The organism is Janthinobacterium sp. GW456P, from assembly GCF_002127655.1.
GTDB lineage: Bacteria > Pseudomonadota > Gammaproteobacteria > Burkholderiales > Burkholderiaceae_D > Janthinobacterium.
The window spans coordinates 91,239-109,581 of sequence record NZ_NEHB01000014.1; the positions used below are offsets into that span (position 1 = coordinate 91,239).

Consider the following 18,343-nt stretch of genomic DNA (forward strand, 5'->3'; position numbering starts at 1 on the left):
CAGGGGCAGAAAAGGCAGGCTTTCCAACGGAAGCCTGCCTTTTTCTTTGCTGGGCCTTAGCAAGACATAGCGACTTATGCACAATTTTTTTTACTGCGGAAATAACAGGCAGTGTAAAAGCCATGCCCGGGGGCGATTTGCAAGTGTTTGATTATTAAGGAATAAAAAATTCATTGACTAGCGGACTTTGTTGCTATTGATAAGGTTATTCTTTCGTCCGCTTGCCTTATTCCTTCATTGTCCACAAAGTTATCAACAGATTCTGTGGATAAAATTGAAAAGTATTTTGTTAACCGATACTTAGCGCCGATGTTCAGGTTTCACCTGAAGTGCATGTTGCAGCGCATGATAATTGAACAATGTTTCGTCGTCCTTCAGATAAAAACGAACGCTTGCCCGGCAATTGTCAATTTTGCTGCATGCCGTCCGCGTTTTTCTCGATCGGACGCCTCAAAATGGTGCTGATTTCTGTATCAATACATTACAAATGGCTCAGTTATGCACAGCGGCGGAAATGTCCTGTGGATTTGTGGCCGCCCGGGCATCAATTTTTAAGCCATTGATTTTAAATGATTAATTTTTCTTGCGTGCCGCGCTTGACGGCAGTCGAAATTTTATGTCCACATTTTTCTGAAAGTTAATTTTGCTTTGTCCACAAAGTTATCCACAGAATTTTCTTCAGGCACGAGAGCACGCCGTCCCGTCCGTCGTTAGGCGTTTGACGGACGAAACAAGTATCATGGCCCGCTGGCTTAATGCCGGACATCCCGCCGCGCCATCGCCCCTGCGGCGCGTTTTTTTATTCAGATAGGCCCTACCCCCATGTCGCAGTGCATTTTGACGTCGTGCATCCTGAACATCGCGCTCGACACGCCCTTGAACGCCCTGTTCGACTACCGCTGGACAGCGGCGGCGGATACGGGCGCTGCCGTGCCGCAGCCGCAAGTGGGGCAGCTGGCGCTGGTGCCATTCGGCCGGCGCGAAGTGATGGGGCTGATCGTCGGCGTGTCCGACAGCACCGATGTGCCCGCCGCGAAATTGAAGGACGTGCTGGCCGTGCGCAGCCAGCTGGCGCCGCTGTCGGCACAGTGGCTGGCGCTGGCCGCGTTTGCCGCCGATTACTACCAGCGCCCGCTCGGCGAAGTGGCGCTGCCGGGCTTGCCGAAGAACTTGCGCGTGCTCACCACCGTGGCGCTGGACCGCGCCATCAAGAAGCTGGCCAAGCTGGCCGACGCGCACGACGGCACGCCGCTGAACATGCCGGCGCTCAATGCTGCTCAGCAAGAGGCGGCCGATGCCATCGGCGGCGCCCAGGGTTTCAAGCCCACCCTGCTGTACGGCGTGACGGGCAGCGGCAAGACGGAAGTGTATCTGCAAGCGTGCGCCCAGGTGCTGGCGCGCGAGGACGATGCGCAAATCCTGATTCTGGTGCCGGAAATCAACCTGACGCCCCAGCTGGAAGGCAATATCCGCGCGCGCTTTCCCGGCGTCATGCTGGCGACTTTGCACAGCAGCCTGTCCGAAGGCGAGCGCATGCTGCACTGGCTGGCCGCGCACCAGGGCCAGGCGCGTATCATCCTCGGCACGCGCCTGGCTATCCTGGCATCGTTGCCAAAATTGAAATTGATCGTCATCGACGAAGAGCATGACCCGTCCTACAAGCAGCAGGAAGGCTTGCGCTATTCCGCGCGCGACCTGGCCGTGTGGCGCGCCTGGCAATTGCAGATTCCCATCGTGCTCGGTTCGGCCACGCCGTCGCTGGAAAGCTGGCACCATGCACAGACGGGGCGCTACCGCAAGCTGGAATTGCGCGAGCGGGCCGTCAAAAATGCGGTGTTGCCGCGCGTCAAGATCCTCGACATGGAGCGCGACAAGCCGAAAGATGGCCTGACCTCGCACCTGGTCGCCGCATTAAAACTGCGCATGGAGCGCGGCGAGCAGTCGCTGCTGTTCCTGAACCGGCGCGGCTATTCGCCCGTGATCTGCTGCGAATCGTGCGGCTGGATCAGCAATTGCACGCGCTGCACCTCGTTCATGGTGCTGCACAAGCCCGAGCACCGGCTGCGCTGCCACCATTGCAGCCTGGAACTGCGCATCCCCCGCCATTGCCCCACGTGCGGCAACGTCGACTTGCAGCCGCTGGGACGGGGCACGCAGCGCGTCGAAGAAGGCTTGCAGCAATTGTTTCCCGAGGCGCGCATCTTGCGCATCGACGCCGATTCCACGCGCAAGAAGGGCAGCGCGCAGGAAGCGTTCGACACCGTGCACCGGGGGGAAGTCGATATTCTGATCGGCACGCAGATGGTGGCCAAGGGCCACGATTTCAAAAAGCTGACCCTGGTCGGTATTCTGAATCCGGACACGGCCCTGTTTTCGCAGGATTACCGCGCCAGCGAACGCCTGTTCGCCCAGCTGATGCAGGTGGCGGGCCGGGCCGGGCGGGCCGCGCAGACGGCAGGGGGCAGCGTCAGTGAAGTGCTGATCCAGACGCGCTATGCGCGCCATCCGCTGTACGACGCCGTCGTCAACCACGATTACGACCATTTCGCCACGACCCTGCTGGAAGAGCGGGCGCAGGCGGCGCTGCCGCCGTATCTGTTCCAGGCCCTGCTGCGCGCCGAGGCGCCCGAGCTGGCCACGGCGATCGAATTCCTGCAGGCGGCCAAGGAATGCATGGAACACCCGCAGGTGACCATCAATGACCCGATTCCCATGAGCATGACGCGCGTCTACAACGTGGACCGCGCCCAGCTGCTGCTGGAGTCCAGCTCGCGGCCCGCCCTGCAGGCGTTTTTAAAGGAATGGTTAGCCGAGTTGCGCGCCATGAAGACGCGCGTAAAGTGGTCGCTGGAAGTGGACCCGCTCGATATTTAAATTACTGCAGGTAATCGCGCGCCGCTTTGACGATCTGCTCCGACAGCAGCTTGGTAAACGGCGTGTCCAGGGTCCACGCGTGCCAGCTCAGCGGCACATCCAGGGTGCGGCCCGGCAGCAGATCGACGAGCCGGTCCGTCGCCAGCGCCTGCGCGGCCAGGCGCTGCGGCATCAGGCCGTAGGCCAGGCCATCCTGCACGCAGGCGCGGCGCGCCGCTTCCACCGGCAAGGTATGGTGCGGAAACGGTTCGCGCATGTTCAATTGTTCCGCCAGGAAACGCGCCAGCAAGCCATGCTGGCCCACGACGGCCGGCGCCAGTTGCACCGCCTCGGCCATAAAACCATCGCCGAACCAGTGGCCCGCAAACACGGGTGTAGCCACGCAGACATAGCGCAAGGTACCCAGCGGCGTGACGCTGGTGGCGGCCGCCGCGTCGATCGCCGTGCCGGATTCGGCCGCCACGCAGCCAAACACGGAACCGTCGCGCACCATCTGCAAGGCGCTGTCGCTGTCGGCCAGGCGTACGTCGAGCTGGCAGCGCGGCGGCGCCAGCAGGGCGGACAAGGTGTCGGGGAACCACGTGGCCAGGCTGTCGCCATCGATGGCGATGGCGATTTCCGGCATGCTGACGCTGTTGCCCAGGTCGATGTCGAGCGACGCTTCCATCAGCTTGACGTTGCGGTGATGCACGATCAGGCGCTGGCCCAGGCCTGTCGGCACGGCCGGCTGGCCACGGATGATCAGCAAGCGCCCGCTGGCGTCTTCCAGCGCCTTGATGCGCTGCGAGACGGCCGACTGGGTGATGCCCAGCGCCAGGGCGGCCTTGTCGAAACTGCCATGGCTGGCCACGGCGTCCAGCACGGCCAGCGCGCGATAATCGAGTGATCCCATTAGCTCAGCTTATAAATTTTGAAAATGATTAGTTATACTAATACACATATTGCAGCAAAGTAAAACCTTATTTTCGCCAAACGGGTAGTATCGAACGCTGTGAGCAACTCAGTGGGATGGATCGCACGATGAAGACGATACAAGTGGATGTGGCCGTGATCGGCGGCGGCACGGCCGGCATGACGGCGCACAGGGCGGCGCGCATGCAGGGCAAGCGCGTGCTGATGATCGAAAGCGGACCGTACGGCACGACGTGCGCCAGGGTCGGCTGCATGCCCAGCAAGCTCTTGATCGCGGCGGCCGAGGCGGCCCATGCCGTGGCTGCCGCGCCCGCTTTCGGCGTGCATCCGGGGCCCGTGCGCATCGACGGCCGGCAAGTGATGGCCAGGGTGCGCAGCGAGCGCGACCGTTTTGTCGGCTTCGTGCTCGACGGCGTCAACGCCATCCCCGACGAAGAAAAGCTGCGCGGCCATGCACGTTTTATTTCCCCCGGCACATTGCAGGTCGATGAACACACGCTCGTTGAAGCCGGCAGCGTGGTGATCGCCACCGGTTCCACGCCCATCGTGCCGCCCGAGTGGCAAGCGGCGGGTGAGCGCGTCATCAGCAGCGACGCCGTGTTCGAATGGACGGACTTGCCAAAGTCAGTCGCCGTGGTCGGCAGCGGCGTCATCGGTCTGGAACTGGGCCAGGCGCTGGCGCGGCTGGGCGTGCGCGTGACCTTGTTCGCGCGCGGTAATAAAGTCGCGCAGCTGACGGACCCGCTGGTGCTGCGCGAGGCCGATGCCGTGCTGGCGCGCGAACTCGATATCCGTTTCATGACCAAGGTCGCGCACATGGCAAAAACGCCGGACGGCGGCGGCATCGCGCTGACCAGTAGCGATGACGCGGGCCAGGAAAAAACCGAGCAGTTCGAGTACGTGCTGGCCGCCATCGGCCGCCGGCCGAACGTGGACAAGATCGGCCTGGAGACGGCGCAGATCGAACTCGACCGTCACGGCATCCCCCTGCATGACCCGCACACCATGCAGTGCGGCAAGAGCGCCATCTTTATCGCCGGCGATGCCGACAACGCCTTGCCGCTGCTGCCCGAGGCAGCCGACGAGGGCCGCATCGCGGGCGAGAACGCGGCCCGTTACCCCGAAGTGAAGCCGGGTTTGCGCCGCACGCCGCTGGCGATCGCCTTCACGGAGCCGCAGATCGCCACCTTGGGCGCCACCTACCAGCAATTGTGCGTGAGCCACGCGGGCCGCTTTGCCGTGGGCGCCGTGTCGTTCGGCAACCAGGGCCGCAGCCGCGTCATGCTGCAAAACCAGGGCATGTTGCGCGTGTATGCGGAGTTTGGCAGCAAGCGCTTTCTTGGCGCCGAGCTGATCGGCCCTCGGGCGGAACACCTGGGCCACTTGCTGGCCTGGGCATGCCAGGCGCAGCTGACGGTGCCCGCCATGCTCGACATGCCGTTCTACCATCCCGTCATCGAGGAAGGCGTGCGCACGGCCTTGCGCGAACTGGCGCTGCACCTGGAAAAAGATCCGGAACACGCACCGGGCTGCGCCGACTGCTCGCCTGGCGTCTGATGCAATTTTTATATTTACACAATTTTGTAGACAAGCGCACATGATTGCGCGATCATCGCTGCCACATTGAAATATTGATTAAAAGCAAAAAATATTTCAATTGGTACATACCGCTGATGCCAGGATGGTAAAAACAAGCGGGTGCAGGCGATGATGGAGGCGATGTGAAAATTCGGCGCATTTACGCGGGAGAACTCGCCCTGGGCGTGGCCTTGCCCTGGGACGTGCACGGCGAAACGGGCGGCTTGCTGGCCAGGCTGGGCCATGTCATCAGCAGCGAGAACCAGATCGCATTGCTGCTGGCGCGCGGCGTCATCGCCGATACCAGCGCCGACGTGCCGCGCACGGCGACGGAGGCGCCGTCGGCCCTGCGCATGCTGAACCTCGTCACGGCTGGCCTGGCCCTCGTTCTGCCGCTCATTGCGGCCGGGCAGGCGGGCAGCCACTTATCCTTGGTGCCGTTGGCGCAACTGGTGGAAGAGGCCGTTGTTCTGGACGCCGACGTGGCGCTGGCCTGCATTCTGCACAACCAGGGCGCGGGCGACTTTGCCGCGCGGCACAGCGTCGACACGGCCGTCATCGCGGCCCTGCTGGCGCGCGCCCTGAAACTCGACGACGCCGTCGTGCGCAGCGTGCTGCTGGCCGCGCTCTCCATGAATGTGGGCATGCTGGAACGCCATGCGGATTTCCAGCACAAGGCGGGTCCGCTGGACGCGCAGGAGCGCGCCTATTTGCGCGCCCATCCGCAAGCGGGCGTCGACTTGCTGCGTGCCGCGGGCGTGACGGACGCCGTCTGGCTGCAAGCCGTGCTGCAGCACCATGAAAATATCGATGGCAGCGGCTATCCGCTGGGCACGCAAGGCGAGGCGATCGGTATCGGCGCCCGGCTGGTCATGCTGGCCGACCGCTATTGCGCGCGCGTCTCGAAGCGCAGCTATCGCCAGCCTTTGCTGCCGAACGTGGCCCTGCGCGAGATGCTGTCGGCGGAAAAAGCGACCCTGGACGCGCCGCTGGCGTCCCTGCTGGTGCGCGAGCTGGGCATCTATCCCGTCGGCACCTTCGTCAAACTGCTCAATGGAGAAATCGGCATCGTCACGCGCAAGGGCTTGAATGCCACCACGCCCCATGTGCAGTCGCTGATCGGCCCGCGCGGCGCGCGCCTGGATGTGCCGCTGCGGCGCGATACGCGCGTGGACTTGCATGCCATCCGCGAAGTGCTCAGCGCGGAGCAGGCGGGACTGCAGTTTCGCCCCGACCAGCTGTGGGGCCGCAGCGCAAGAGTTTGAATTAGTTCAGCAGACCTGCATCCAGCCGTCCCTCGAGCGCCAGTTCGCGCATGACGCGCACCGTGTCGATGTCGGATTCCTTGTAGGCCGAGCGGCGGAAGTCGTCGTACAGGGCGTTGGCTTCGTCGGTGGCCGCGTCGTGGCCGTCGTCGTACTGGAAGCGCACCCACAGGCTCGCTTCGTCCGGCATTTCGATGGTCATCACCAGCGAGGAGGCGCTGATGTCTTTTTGCGCCGGCACTTCGTAGCGCACTTGCAATTGCGGCACCAGCACCACCTTGTCGTTGATGACCAGTTCGCCATAGCGCAGGCTGCGCGCGAAACCGGCATCGCAGCGCTCGCTGATCTGGCACTCATCGAGGTGCGGCACGAACAGCTTTGGCGATTCGGCACGCAAGACCAGGCCGCGCCAGACTTGCTCCAGGGTCAAGGTGTCGATCAGCGGGTTCAAAGGATCGTTGATTTCAATCAGGTGTTCAAATTTCATGGGACTGCCATTCGGTAAGTGGGCGCGCGCGGGCGATATAGGCGGAATGGTACTCCAGGCGTGGCATCGCCGCACGCATTGAATCGGCCAAGATGGCGGCATATGGCGATATATCAATGCCATTGCCTGTTTTTCTGGCAGGCGTCATGCTGCAAAAGGCGGGCGCGACGCTGTTACAATGGGCTGCTGTTCCCTGCGGAAATACCCTGATGTCCAAAGCACCACAGTTCGGTCTGAATGCGCCCCAAAGCGAAGCGGTTACCTACCTCGACGGCCCTTGCCTGGTGCTGGCGGGCGCCGGTTCGGGCAAGACGCGCGTGATCACGCAAAAGATCGCCCATCTGATCGAAGACCGGGGCTACGACCCGCGCACCATCGCCGCGCTGACCTTCACCAACAAGGCGGCGCTGGAAATGCAGGAACGCATCGCCAAGCTCTTGAAACAGCCGCGCCAGGCCAAGCAGTTGACGGTGTCGACCTTTCACTCGCTGGGCGTGAAAATCCTGCGCCAGGAAGCCAATGGCGTGGGACTGAAAGACCGCTTTTCCATCATGGACAGCGACGACTGTTTTTCCCTCGTGCAAGATCTCGCCATTACCACCGATAAACAGGTGATCCGCGGCATCCAGAATGCCATGTCCTTGTGGAAAAATGGCCTGATCGACCCGGACATGGCGCTGGCGCAAGCCAAGGATGAAGATGAAGCCAACGCGGCGCGCATCTACCGCAGCTATGTGGCGACGCTCTCCGCCTACCAGGCCGTCGATTTCGACGATTTGATCCGCCTGCCCGTGGAATTGTTCCGCAACAACGGTCCCGTGCGCGACAAGTGGCAGCGCCGGCTGCGCTACCTGCTTGTCGATGAATACCAGGATACGAATACCTGCCAGTACGAACTGGTCAAATTGATGGTGACGGGCATCGGCAAGAAGCCGATGTTTACGGCCGTGGGCGACGACGACCAGGCGATTTATGCGTGGCGCGGCGCCACGGTGGAAAATTTAAAAACGCTGGAAACGGATTTCCCCGATTTGCGCGTGATCAAGCTCGAGCAGAATTACCGCTCCACCATGCGGGTGCTCAATGCGGCCAACGCTGTCATCGGCAACAACCCGAAACTGTTTGAAAAGTCGCTGTGGTCCGAACACGGCCTGGGCGAGCCGATCAAGGTGCTGGGCATGCAGACGGACGAGCAGGAGGCGGAGCAGGTCGCCATCATGATCTCGGCCGACCATTTCGAGCGCAAGAACAAATTTTCCGACTACGCGATTTTGTACCGGGGCAACCACCAGGCGCGCATCATCGAACAGTGTCTGCGCAAGGAACGCATCCCGTACACGATTTCCGGCGGCCAGAGTTTCTTCGACAAGGCCGAGATCAAGGACATCATCAGCTATCTGCGCCTGCTGGCCAACGAAGACGACGACCCGGCCTTCATCCGCGCCGTGACGACGCCGCGCCGCGGCGTGGGCCAGTCGACCCTGGAAGTGCTGGGCGCATTCTCGGGGCAGTGGCAGTGCTCGCTGTTCCAGGCCGTCTTTAAAGGCGGCATCGAGGCCAAGCTGACGGATCGCCAGCTGGGGCCGCTGCGCGACTTCTGCAACTTCATCAACGACCTCGAGTCGCGCGCCAGCCGCCCTGGTGCGGCCGGCAGCGGCGACAACGCGGCCGAAGTGCTGGACGACATGATGAAGGAAATCCACTACGAATCGTATCTGTACGATGCCTTCGAGGAACGGCAGGCGCAAAGCAAGTGGCAGAACGTGCTCGAATTCGTCAACTGGCTCAAGGAACGGGGCCGGGGCGGCAAGGACCGCGACGGCGAAGAAAAGAACGTGCTGGAACTGACGCAGATGGTGGCCCTGATGACGATGCTGGAAGGCAAGGACGAGGAGCAGGACGCCGTGCGCATGTCCACCCTGCACGCGTCGAAAGGGCTCGAGTTTCCGCACGTGTTTCTGGTCGGCGTGGAAGAGGGGATCTTGCCGCACAAGGGCGACGCGGACGCGCCCGCCGAAACCATCGCCGCACGCATCCAGGAAGAGCGGCGGCTGATGTATGTGGGCATCACGCGCGCCCAGCGCACCTTGCACGTCACCTGGTGCAAGAAGCGCAAGCGGGCGGGCGAGCAAGTCCATTGCGACCCGTCGCGCTTCATCAAGGAAATGCAACTCGACGTGGGCGACGCCGTGCCGACGGAGGCGGAAGTGATTTCGCCGAAAGAACGCTTGGCGCGCATGAAGGCCTTGCTGGCCGCGCCGAAGGCTTAAGCAGCGTTCACGCTTCCACGGTGTTGTCGGGCGTGGTTTTCGGCACGATGGCCAGCTGCATGCCCAGCGCATCGAGCATCTTTACAATGGTTTCAAAGCGCGGTTTGCTGCCTTCGCGCAAGGCTTTATACGCGCCTTCGCGCGTGATGGCGGCCCGGGCCGCCACCTTGCCCATGCCATAGGCACGCACCACGTCGTTCATGGCCGACTGGAACAGTTCGGCGTTGCCGGTGGCGACGATTTCGCTCATGTAGGCGGCCACGGCGGCCTTGCTGGTCAGGTGTTGCGTCGGATCAAATTTGCTCAGGCCTAAGGCTTCCAGGTCGTCGAGGTCGAAGGTGTCATGGTCTATATCGGGGTTCATTTCTTTCGTGCTCCTGTGAATGCCGCCGCCGCTTTCTTCAGGGCCGCCTGCCGGGCTTTCAAGTCCCTGAGTATCGCTTGCGCCTGCTTGATGTCGCGCCGCTGGCTGGATTTGTCGCCACCCAGCAGCAGCAAGATCAAGGTGCCCAGGTTGGTTTCGTGAAAGTACACGCGCCAGCCAGGTCCCGTCTGTAAAAAACGCAGTTCGCACACGCCTTCGCCCACGGGCCGCCAGTCGCCCTTTTTACCGTGCTGCAAATGCTTGATGCGCGCATCGATGGCGGCCGCCGCCACATCGTGCAGGGAGTCTTCCCAGCGCCGGTATTCGGCCGTCTTGCGCGTATCGATCAGCAGTGGCTCGGTTGGTGTTGGTGTTGGTTCAACCATTGTAATCGTTTGTTCTCATTCGTCAAGCGGTTTGATCCAGCTATACACAGAGAATAGGCAGGAATCGGCGCCGCACCGGGAAGAATGCCGTTTGTTTGTCCTGGCGCACGCCGCTGCGGCGGTAGAATGCCGCTTTCAGTCAGGAATCACCGGGAGCACCATGGACAATGCAGAACAGATGGAAACACGTTTCGTCGATATCGAAATCAAGCTGGCGCAGCAGGAAGACCTGGTCGAGTCGCTGAACCAGATGGTGTACCAGCAGGGCAAGCGCATCGACCAGCTGGAAGCGATGCTGCACAAGCTGGGCGAGCACGTGCGCGACGGGGCGCAGCAGGCAAATGGCGGGCTGGTCAACGAGCGTCCGCCGCATTATTAAATCGGTATCCTGGTACGGGACGCATGAAAACCGTTCATCACTGGCGGGCGCGCTACCATCGGTAGTTGCTGGTGACGCAAGTGTGTCAGGCTGTTATTATTTCAGGCTGGCCCGCGACACAATCGCGGCTCTCTTGCGTTCCTTGAAAGAAGACATGACCCGTCCTACAATGCTCGTCATCGCCGCCAGCCTGATGCTGGCGCCAGCCGCCGCCGCTTTTGCCGCCACCGCCGCTACCACCGTGCCCGCCGCTACCGCAGCCTTGCCCGCCTCGAACCCGTTTGCGCAAGCGAGCAGCCTGCCATTCCAGTATCCGCCGTTCGACAAGGTGCAGGACGCCGACTACGCGCCGGCCTTTACGGCAGGCATGGCCGCCAACCTGGCGGAAATCAACGCGATTGCCAATAACCCGAAAGCGGCCACCTTCGACAACACCATCGTGGCCATGGAACGCTCGGGCCAGCTGCTGGGCCGTGTGCGCACCGTGTTTTCCGTGATGTCCGGTTCCAACACGAATGAGACGATCCAGGGCCTGGAACGCGAGCTGGCGCCGAAAATGGCGGCCCACAGCGACGCGATCATGCTCAATGAAAAATTGTTCAAGCGCATCGACAGCCTGTACGCCAAGCGCGACAAGCTGGGCCTCGATGCCGAATCGAAGCGCCTCTTGGTCCGCTACCACACTGATTTTGTACGCGCCGGCGCCAAGCTGTCGGCGGCGGACAAGGAAAAGCTGCGCGCCTACAACGGCCAGCTGGCTGCCTTGTCGACCAAGTTCGCGCAAAATGTACTGAAGGAATTGAACGCGTCGGCCGTCGTCGTCGATACGCGCGAAGAACTCGACGGCCTGTCGCCGGCCGCCATCGAAGTGGCTGCCGGCCTGGCCAAGAAGCGCGGCCTGGATGGCAAATACGTGATCGCCCTCGTCAACACGACGGGCCAGGCGCCGCTGTCTCTGCTGACCAACCGCGCCGTGCGCGAACGCATCATGGCCGCCTCGCAAGCGCGCGGCAGCCGGGGCGGCGAGTTCGACAACACCGAGGAAGTGCTGGCACTGGCAAAGCTGCGCGCCGAACGTGCCGCGCTGATGGGCTACCCGAACTACGCGGCCTACTCGCTGGAAGACCAGACGGCGCACGACACCACCGCCGTCAACGCCCTGCTGGGCGAGCTGGCCAAGCCGGCCGTCGTCAATGCGCGCCGTGAAGCGGACGATATCCAGAAGGTCATCGATGCGGGCACAGGCGGTTTCAAGGTGGGTGCCGCCGACTGGGCTTTCTATAGCGACAAGGTACGCGCCGAACGCTACAACTTCGATGAGACGCAGTTGAAACCGTACTTTGAAATGCACAGCGTGCTGACCAAGGGCGTGTTCTTTGCCGCCGGTAAATTGTACGGCCTCACGTTCAAGCAGCGTACCGACTTGCCCGTCTACACGTCCGACATGCTGGTGTACGACGTCTTCAATGAAGATGGCACCCAGCTGGCCATCTTCACGCTCGACCCTTACGCGCGCAGCAACAAGCGCGGCGGCGCCTGGGCGAATGCCTACGTGGGCCAGTCGACCTTGCTGAACCGCAAGCCGGTGATCGCGAATAACCTCAACATTCCGAAACCGGAAGCGGGCCAGCCGACCCTGATGACGTTTGACGAAGTCAACACCATGTTCCACGAATTCGGCCATGCGCTGCACGGCATGTTTTCGAACGTGAAATACCCGCGTTTTGCCGGCACCAGCGTGCCGCGCGACTTCGTCGAATACCCGTCGCAAGTCAATGAAATGTGGGCGCTGTGGCCGGAAGTGCTGCAAAACTACGCCAAGCACTACCAGACGGGCGCGGCTATTCCGGCCGAACTGCTGGCGAAAGTGACGGCGGCCGACAATTTCAACCAGGGCTATAAAACCACCGAGTATCTGGCGTCGGCCCTGCTGGACCAGCGCTGGCACCAGCTGGCGCCAAGCCAGATCCCCACCGACGTGCTGGCGTTTGAAAAAAACGCCTTGACGGAAGCGGGTGTCGATTTCGCCCCGGCACCGCCACGCTACCGCACCACGTATTTCTCGCACGCGTTCGCGGGCGGCTATTCGGCCGGCTACTACGCGTATCTGTGGTCGGAAAAGCTCGATGCCGACACGGTCGAGTGGTTCAAGGAAAACGGCGGCCTGACGCGCAAGAACGGCGACTGGTTCCGTAGCAAGTTGCTGTCGCGCGGCGGCAGCGCCGATGCGCTCGACATCTACCGCAATTTCCGCGGCCGCGATGCGAAGATCGAACCGCTGCTGGAACGCCGTGGCTTGAACGGCAAGTAATTCCTCCCCCAGCACTGGCCTCGCCTGTGCTGAACATCAATGGCCACCCAGTAATGGGTGGCCATTTTTATTTGGAGTTTTCGATTGCAAACCGTGGTAAACCGGGCATTTCGCGTGCTGCACCACAGGATCGCCCATGTTGGATGACGTCTGTGTGACAGGCTGCTATGATCTGCCACTGGCCCGCGACGCGATCGCGGTTCTTCCCCGCGCTTCCTGAAAGATGTCATGATCCGTCCACAACTGCTCGTCATCGCCGCCAGCGTCATGCTGGCCCACGCCGCCCCGTCCGCCATGGCTGCCGCCACGGCAAAATCCGCGCCTGCCGCTGCCGTCAGCGCCCAGAACCCCCTGCTCAAAGTGAGCCCGCTGCCGTTCCAGATGCCGCAGTTCGGCTTGATCAAGGACGAGCACTATGCGCCGGCGTTTGCCGAGGGCATGAAACGCCAGCTGGCCGAAGTCAATGCGATTGCCAACAACCGCCAGCCGGCCAGTTTCGAAAACACCATCGTGGCCCTCGAACGCACTGGGCAGTTGCTGCACCGCGTGCAAAGCATCTTCAGCAACATGACCTCGACCAACACGAACAGCGTGCTGGAAGCGGTGGAAGTGGACGTGTCGCCGAAACTGGCCGCGCATGGCGATGCCATCACCCTGAACCCGAAATTGTTTACCCGCATCGACACCCTGTACGCCAAGCGCGACAAGCTGGACCTCGATGCCGAATCCCTGCGCTTGCTGGAACGTTATCACACGGATTTCGTGCGCGCCGGCGCCAAGCTGTCCGATGCGGACAAGGAAAAACTGAAAGCCTATAACGCCGAGCAGGCGGGCCTGGAAACGGCCTTCGCGCAAAACGTGCTGAAGGAAACGAATGCCAAGAGCATCGTTGTCGACACCCGCGCCGAACTGGCCGGCATGACGGACAGCGATATCGACACGGCCGCAGCGGCCGCCAAGGAACGGGGTTTGACGGGCAAGTTCGTCATCGCCCTGGTGAATACCAGCGGCCAGCCGCCGTTGGCCGTATTGACGGACCGCAAGACACGCCAGCGCCTGATGGATGCCTCGCTGAACCGGGGCAGCCAGGGCGGCGAGTTCGACAACCGCGCCATCGTGTTAAAACTGGCCAAACTGCGCGCCGAACGGGCCACCTTGCTCGGGTACGCCAACTATGCCGCGTACTCGCTGGAAGACCAGACGGCCAAGACCACGACGGCCGTCAACACCCTGCTGTCGGAACTGGCCAAGCCGGCCGTGGCCAACGCGCGCCGCGAAGCGGCCGACCTGCAGCAAGTGGTCGATGCGGAAAAGGGCGGCTTCCAGGTGGCGGCCGCCGATTGGGCCATCTACACGGACAAGCTGCGCAAGCAACGGTTCAATTTTGATGAAAACGAGCTGAAACCGTACCTGGAACTCAACAGCGTGCTGAACAACGGCGTTTTCTTTGCCGCGAATAAGTTGTATGGCATCAGCTTCAAAGAGCGCAAGGACTTGCCGGTGTACAACCCGGACGTGCGCGTGTATGACGTGCTGGACGCCAACGGCAAGCCGCTCGCCCTGTTCATCGCCGACTTCTATGCGCGCGGCAACAAGCATGGCGGCGCGTGGATGAATGAATACGTGTCGCAGTCGTCGCTGATGGGCACGCATCCGGTGGTCGCGAATCAATTGAATATTCCGAAGCCGCCCGCCGGCCAGCCGACGCTGTTGACGTTTGATGAAGTGACGACCATGTTCCACGAATTCGGCCATGCGCTGCACGGCATGTTTTCGAACGTGAAATACCCGCGCTTTGCCGGTACCAGCGTGCCGAGCGACTTCGTCGAATACCCGTCGCAAGTCAATGAAATGTGGGCCGTGTGGCCGGAAGTGCTGCAAAACTATGCCAAGCACTACCAGAGCGGCGCGGCCATGCCGCAGGAATTGCTCGATAAAGTCACGGCGGCGAAGAAATTCAACCAGGGTTTCATGACGACGGAATACCTGTCGGCGGCCCTGCTGGACCAGCGCTGGCACCAGCTGGCGCCGAGCCAGATCCCGACCGACGTGCTGGCCTTTGAAGCGGCATCGCTGAAGGATGCGGGCGTCGATTACGCGCCCGTGCCGCCGCGCTACCGCACCACGTACTTCTCGCACAGCTTCTCGGGCGGTTACTCGGCGGCATACTATGCCTACCTGTGGTCGGAAAAGCTGGATGCGGAATCGGTCAACTGGTTCAAGGAAAACGGCGGCCTGACGCGCAAGAATGGCGACTGGTTCCGCAGCAAGTTGCTGTCGCGCGGCGGCAGCGTCGATGCGCTGCAGCTGTTCCGCGACTTCCGCGGCCGCGATGCCACGGTGGAACCATTGCTGGAACGCCGCGGCTTGAACGCCAAGTAAGGCGTCCTCATCAGAAGCTTGCGTTGCGTTGACATGGCGCACGCAAGCTTTCCGTGCCGGCGGCGTAGAATTGAGTAAGATGTAAACAAGAAGGCAGTTGAAAGAGTATATGAGTCAGCAAGATTTGAATGGCATTACCCTGGAAGGTATCGTGACGCGCCTGCACGCCCACTACGGTTGGGACGGCCTGGCCAAGCATATCGATATCAATTGCTTCATCAGCGATCCCAGCATCAAGTCGAGCCTGAAGTTTTTGCGCAAGACCCCGTGGGCCAGGAGCAAGGTGGAACAATTGTTCCTGGACACGCAATTTACTGACTGACAGGAAAAAACATGGATAGCAAACTCAAGGAATCGTTGCAACAGCTGCATTCGACACTGGCAAGCAGCGGTCCCGTCGATGAAGAACTGCATGGTTTGCTGCAAAAACTCGATGTTGACATCAAGTTGCTGATGGAAAAGCGCGCCGCGCAAGAGCAGGAAGAAGAGTCGACCACGTATGGACTGGCCGAGCGCAGCCAGGAATTGTCGGCCAAGTTTGCCGTCAAGCATCCGAAACTGGAGCCGGCGCTGCGCGAGTTGGGCGAGATTCTGGCGAACATGGGGATTTGATCGGGAGTAGCCGTTTCGCGATCGCAATGCGCCCCGCTGGGACGCATTGCTCCCCAAGTGATTGAAAAATAAACGTTTTTTGTACTGAAATCCAACAGTAAAAAGCAGGCCTTCAGGTTGGACATGGCCAATTCCGGTACAATCCGTACCCTATGAGCTCCCCTACCAATTTATTTGCGACCGTTCCCAAGCGGTCTGCCCGCGCTGCCGTGGCGCCTTTCCTGCCGATGTCGAGTGCCGAGATGGACGCCCTGGGCTGGGACCAGTGCGACGTCATCCTCGTCACGGGCGACGCCTACATCGACCATCCGAGTTTCGGCATGGCCCTGGTCGGCCGCCTGCTCGAAGCGCAGGGTTACAGAGTCGGCATCATCAGCCAGCCCGACTGGCTGTCGGCCGACGCCTTCCGCATCCTCGGCAAGCCGCGCCTGTACTACGGCATTACCGCCGGCAACATGGATTCCATGGTCAACCAGTACACGGCCGACCGCAAGATCCGCTCCGACGACGCCTACACGGCCAATGCCGAACCGAATAAACGCCCGGACCGCGCCGTTACCGTGTACGCCCAGCGCGCGCGCGAAGCGTATTCCGACGTGCCCATCGTCATCGGCAGCATCGAGGCATCGTTGCGCCGCATCGCCCATTACGATTACTGGTCGGACAAGGTCCGCCGTTCCGTCTTGCCCGATTCCAAGGCTGATTTGTTGATCTTTGGCAATGCCGAGCGGGCGCTGGTCGACCTGACCCACCGCCTGGCCGCCGGCGAAAACATCAAGGACATCCGCAACTTGCGCGGCACGGCCTTCATGGTGCCGGCCGGCTGGCTGCCCGGCGACGACTGGGGCGTGCACAATTCCACCCGCGTCGACGTGCCCGGCAAGATCGACCCGCACTACAGCCCGTATGAGATGGTGCAGGAAGACAAGACCGCCTGCGCCACGGAAAATGCGTCGAAATCGGCTGAAGTCATCAAGCCGATCCGCATCATGAGCCGCGAAGAGCGCCTGGCCATGGCCAAGGAAAAGCACGACAAGACCGTCGTGCGCCTGCCGTCGTACGACGTCGTCAAGGATGACCCGGTGATGTACGCGCACGCGTCGCGCGTGTTCCACCTGGAATCGAATCCCGGCAATGCGCGTGCCATGGTGCAGGCGCACGGCGAACGCGACGTGTGGCTCAACCCGCCGCCGCTGCCGCTGGCCATGGACGAGATGGATGGCGTGTACGACATGAACTACGCGCGCGCGCCCCACCCGAGCTATGGCAAGGCGCACATCCCCGCCTGGGAAATGATCCGCTTTTCCGTCAACATCATGCGCGGCTGCTTCGGCGGCTGCACCTTCTGCTCGATCACGGAGCACGAAGGGCGCATCATCCAGAGCCGTTCGGAACCGTCGATCCTGCGTGAAATCGAGCATATCCGCGATAAAACCAAGGGCTTTACGGGCACCATTTCCGATATGGGTGGTCCGACGGCGAATATGTACCGCCTGGCCTGCAAGGAAAAAGAGATCGAAGTGTCGTGCCGCCGCCTGTCCTGCGTGTATCCGTCCATCTGCGTGAACCTGGGCACGGACCACAGCAAGCTCATTTCCCTGTACCGCAAGGCGCGCGCCATTCCCGGCATCAAGAAAGTGCTGATCAGTTCGGGCTTGCGCTACGACCTGGCCGTGCGTTCGCCCGAGTACGTCAAGGAACTGGTCACGCACCATGTGGGCGGCCTGTTGAAGATCGCCCCTGAGCACACGGAAGAGGGGACGTTATCGAAGATGATGAAGCCCGGCATCGGCGCCTACGACGAATTCAAGGAAATGTTCGACCGTTTTTCCTTGGAAGCGGGTAAGAAGCAGTATTTGATCCCGTATTTCATCGCCGCCCATCCGGGTACGACGGATCTGGACATGCTGAACCTGGCCCTGTGGCTAAAGAAAAACAATTTTAAATTGGACCAGGTACAGACCTTCATGCCCACGCCGATGGCTATGGCCACGACGATGTACCACACGCGCAAGAATCCTTTGCGCAAGGTCACAGCCGACTCGGAAGTGGTGGAAACGGCGCGCAGCGGCAAGATCCGCCGCACGCATAAAGCCTTCCTGCGCTACCAGGACCCGGCCAACTGGCCGATCTTGCGCGAAGCGCTGGTCAACATGGGCCGTGGCGACTTGATCGGCAATGGCGACAAGCATTTGATACCGGCCTGGACGTCGTCGGAATCGGGCGGCCTGGCCGCAGGCGAACGCAGCCGCCAGACGCATGGCGCCGGCACGCCGGACAAGTTCAAGGTCACGCCGGGCAAGAACCGCATCGCCCTGGGCGGCACGGCAGCGGCGCCCAAAGCGTCGGCCGCCGAGTCGAAAGTGCGTCCATCGATTCTGTCGACCATCAAGACGAAGGCCAAGCCGGCCGCCGTGCCGATGGGGCGTGGCAGCAAGCCGCCGGCCAAGGGCGGCCATGCCGCGCCGGCACGGGGTGGACGCAAGTAAATAGTCTTCGCCCTCGGGCATCCTTTGAAAAACC

At 61.6% G+C, this 18,343-nt stretch carries 14 protein-coding genes; 10 read left to right on the top strand and 4 right to left on the bottom strand.

All coding sequences use genetic code 11. The features are described 5' to 3' along the window. Window positions 1-822 precede the first annotated feature (822 nt). Entirely contained in the window at window positions 823-2,874 is a 2,052-nt protein-coding gene (locus CBW66_RS15345) for a primosomal protein N' (RefSeq protein WP_086137487.1), read from the top strand. Window position 2,875: 1 nt separating this feature from the next. Here CBW66_RS15345 and CBW66_RS15350 read toward each other — a convergent pair whose 3' ends face one another. Next, complete coding sequence (locus CBW66_RS15350; RefSeq protein ID WP_086137488.1) at window positions 2,876-3,766, bottom strand: ArgP/LysG family DNA-binding transcriptional regulator; 891 nt, start codon at window positions 3,764-3,766, stop codon at window positions 2,876-2,878. Between the two features lie 128 nt (window positions 3,767-3,894). Here CBW66_RS15350 and CBW66_RS15355 point away from each other — a divergent pair, with 128 nt between their 5' ends. Beyond that, window positions 3,895-5,343 carry a dihydrolipoyl dehydrogenase gene (locus CBW66_RS15355; RefSeq protein ID WP_086137634.1) on the top strand — a complete coding sequence of 483 codons (1,449 nt, stop codon included), beginning with the start codon at window positions 3,895-3,897 and terminating at the stop codon, window positions 5,341-5,343. A 164-nt stretch (window positions 5,344-5,507) separates the two neighbouring features. Continuing rightward, window positions 5,508-6,629, top strand: coding sequence for an HD-GYP domain-containing protein (locus CBW66_RS15360; RefSeq protein ID WP_230492322.1), 1,122 nt, complete (start codon window positions 5,508-5,510; stop codon window positions 6,627-6,629). Window position 6,630: 1 nt separating this feature from the next. On the opposite strand, the gene CBW66_RS15365 is transcribed toward CBW66_RS15360, so the two are convergent. Beyond that, window positions 6,631-7,116, bottom strand: a complete 486-nt coding sequence (locus tag CBW66_RS15365) for an SRPBCC family protein (protein WP_086137489.1) — start codon at window positions 7,114-7,116, stop codon at window positions 6,631-6,633. 209 nt (window positions 7,117-7,325) lie between these two features. On the opposite strand from CBW66_RS15365, the gene CBW66_RS15370 reads away from it, so the two are divergent. Then, entirely contained in the window at window positions 7,326-9,386 is a 2,061-nt protein-coding gene (locus tag CBW66_RS15370; protein ID WP_086137636.1) for a UvrD-helicase domain-containing protein, read from the top strand. A 7-nt stretch (window positions 9,387-9,393) separates the two neighbouring features. Here CBW66_RS15370 and CBW66_RS15375 read toward each other — a convergent pair whose 3' ends face one another. Further along, window positions 9,394-9,750 (bottom strand): addiction module antidote protein, encoded by a 357-nt coding sequence (locus CBW66_RS15375; protein ID WP_086137490.1) that lies wholly within the window; start codon window positions 9,748-9,750, stop codon window positions 9,394-9,396. Next, window positions 9,747-10,136 carry a type II toxin-antitoxin system RelE/ParE family toxin gene (locus tag CBW66_RS15380; protein WP_230492321.1) on the bottom strand — a complete coding sequence of 130 codons (390 nt, stop codon included), beginning with the start codon at window positions 10,134-10,136 and terminating at the stop codon, window positions 9,747-9,749. The genes CBW66_RS15375 and CBW66_RS15380 overlap by 4 nt, the downstream gene beginning before the upstream one ends. A gap of 160 nt (window positions 10,137-10,296) precedes the next feature. Between CBW66_RS15380 and CBW66_RS15385 the strand changes: the two genes are divergently transcribed. The 6 genes from CBW66_RS15385 (at window position 10,297) to CBW66_RS15410 (ending at window position 18,309) form a co-directional block, all read left to right on the top strand. Continuing rightward, window positions 10,297-10,515 carry a SlyX family protein gene (locus CBW66_RS15385; RefSeq protein ID WP_070290273.1) on the top strand — a complete coding sequence of 73 codons (219 nt, stop codon included), beginning with the start codon at window positions 10,297-10,299 and terminating at the stop codon, window positions 10,513-10,515. Between the two features lie 154 nt (window positions 10,516-10,669). Beyond that, entirely contained in the window at window positions 10,670-12,826 is a 2,157-nt protein-coding gene (locus tag CBW66_RS15390) for a M3 family metallopeptidase (RefSeq protein ID WP_230492320.1), read from the top strand. Window positions 12,827-13,054: 228 nt separating this feature from the next. Further along, window positions 13,055-15,208 (top strand): M3 family metallopeptidase, encoded by a 2,154-nt coding sequence (locus CBW66_RS15395; protein WP_086137492.1) that lies wholly within the window; start codon window positions 13,055-13,057, stop codon window positions 15,206-15,208. 109 nt (window positions 15,209-15,317) lie between these two features. Then, the gene (locus CBW66_RS15400) at window positions 15,318-15,530 is read left to right on the top strand and encodes a VF530 family DNA-binding protein (protein ID WP_070219603.1); all 213 of its coding nucleotides are present in this window, start codon (window positions 15,318-15,320) and stop codon (window positions 15,528-15,530) included. An 11-nt stretch (window positions 15,531-15,541) separates the two neighbouring features. Continuing rightward, a complete protein-coding gene (locus tag CBW66_RS15405) occupies window positions 15,542-15,820 on the top strand; it encodes a DUF4404 family protein (protein ID WP_070219601.1) in 279 nt (92 codons plus the stop codon). A gap of 227 nt (window positions 15,821-16,047) precedes the next feature. Beyond that, entirely contained in the window at window positions 16,048-18,309 is a 2,262-nt protein-coding gene (locus tag CBW66_RS15410; RefSeq protein ID WP_216354564.1) for a YgiQ family radical SAM protein, read from the top strand. Window positions 18,310-18,343 lie beyond the last annotated feature (34 nt).

Excerpts from the sequence above, each read along its gene's own strand:
- CBW66_RS15390 (WP_230492320.1), top strand. The coding sequence starts at position 10,670 with ATGACCCGTCCTACAATGCTCGTCATCGCCGCCAGCCTGATGCTGGCG.
- CBW66_RS15380 (WP_230492321.1), bottom strand. The coding sequence starts at position 10,136 with ATGGTTGAACCAACACCAACACCAACCGAGCCACTGCTGATCGATACG.
- CBW66_RS15370 (WP_086137636.1), top strand. The coding sequence starts at position 7,326 with ATGTCCAAAGCACCACAGTTCGGTCTGAATGCGCCCCAAAGCGAAGCG.
- CBW66_RS15365 (WP_086137489.1), bottom strand. The coding sequence starts at position 7,116 with ATGAAATTTGAACACCTGATTGAAATCAACGATCCTTTGAACCCGCTG.
- CBW66_RS15400 (WP_070219603.1), top strand. The coding sequence starts at position 15,318 with ATGAGTCAGCAAGATTTGAATGGCATTACCCTGGAAGGTATCGTGACG.
- CBW66_RS15395 (WP_086137492.1), top strand. The coding sequence starts at position 13,055 with ATGATCCGTCCACAACTGCTCGTCATCGCCGCCAGCGTCATGCTGGCC.
- CBW66_RS15350 (WP_086137488.1), bottom strand. The coding sequence starts at position 3,766 with ATGGGATCACTCGATTATCGCGCGCTGGCCGTGCTGGACGCCGTGGCC.
- CBW66_RS15385 (WP_070290273.1), top strand. The coding sequence starts at position 10,297 with ATGGACAATGCAGAACAGATGGAAACACGTTTCGTCGATATCGAAATC.
- CBW66_RS15375 (WP_086137490.1), bottom strand. The coding sequence starts at position 9,750 with ATGAACCCCGATATAGACCATGACACCTTCGACCTCGACGACCTGGAA.
- CBW66_RS15355 (WP_086137634.1), top strand. The coding sequence starts at position 3,895 with ATGAAGACGATACAAGTGGATGTGGCCGTGATCGGCGGCGGCACGGCC.
- CBW66_RS15410 (WP_216354564.1), top strand. The coding sequence starts at position 16,048 with ATGTCGAGTGCCGAGATGGACGCCCTGGGCTGGGACCAGTGCGACGTC.
- CBW66_RS15345 (WP_086137487.1), top strand. The coding sequence starts at position 823 with ATGTCGCAGTGCATTTTGACGTCGTGCATCCTGAACATCGCGCTCGAC.
- CBW66_RS15405 (WP_070219601.1), top strand. The coding sequence starts at position 15,542 with ATGGATAGCAAACTCAAGGAATCGTTGCAACAGCTGCATTCGACACTG.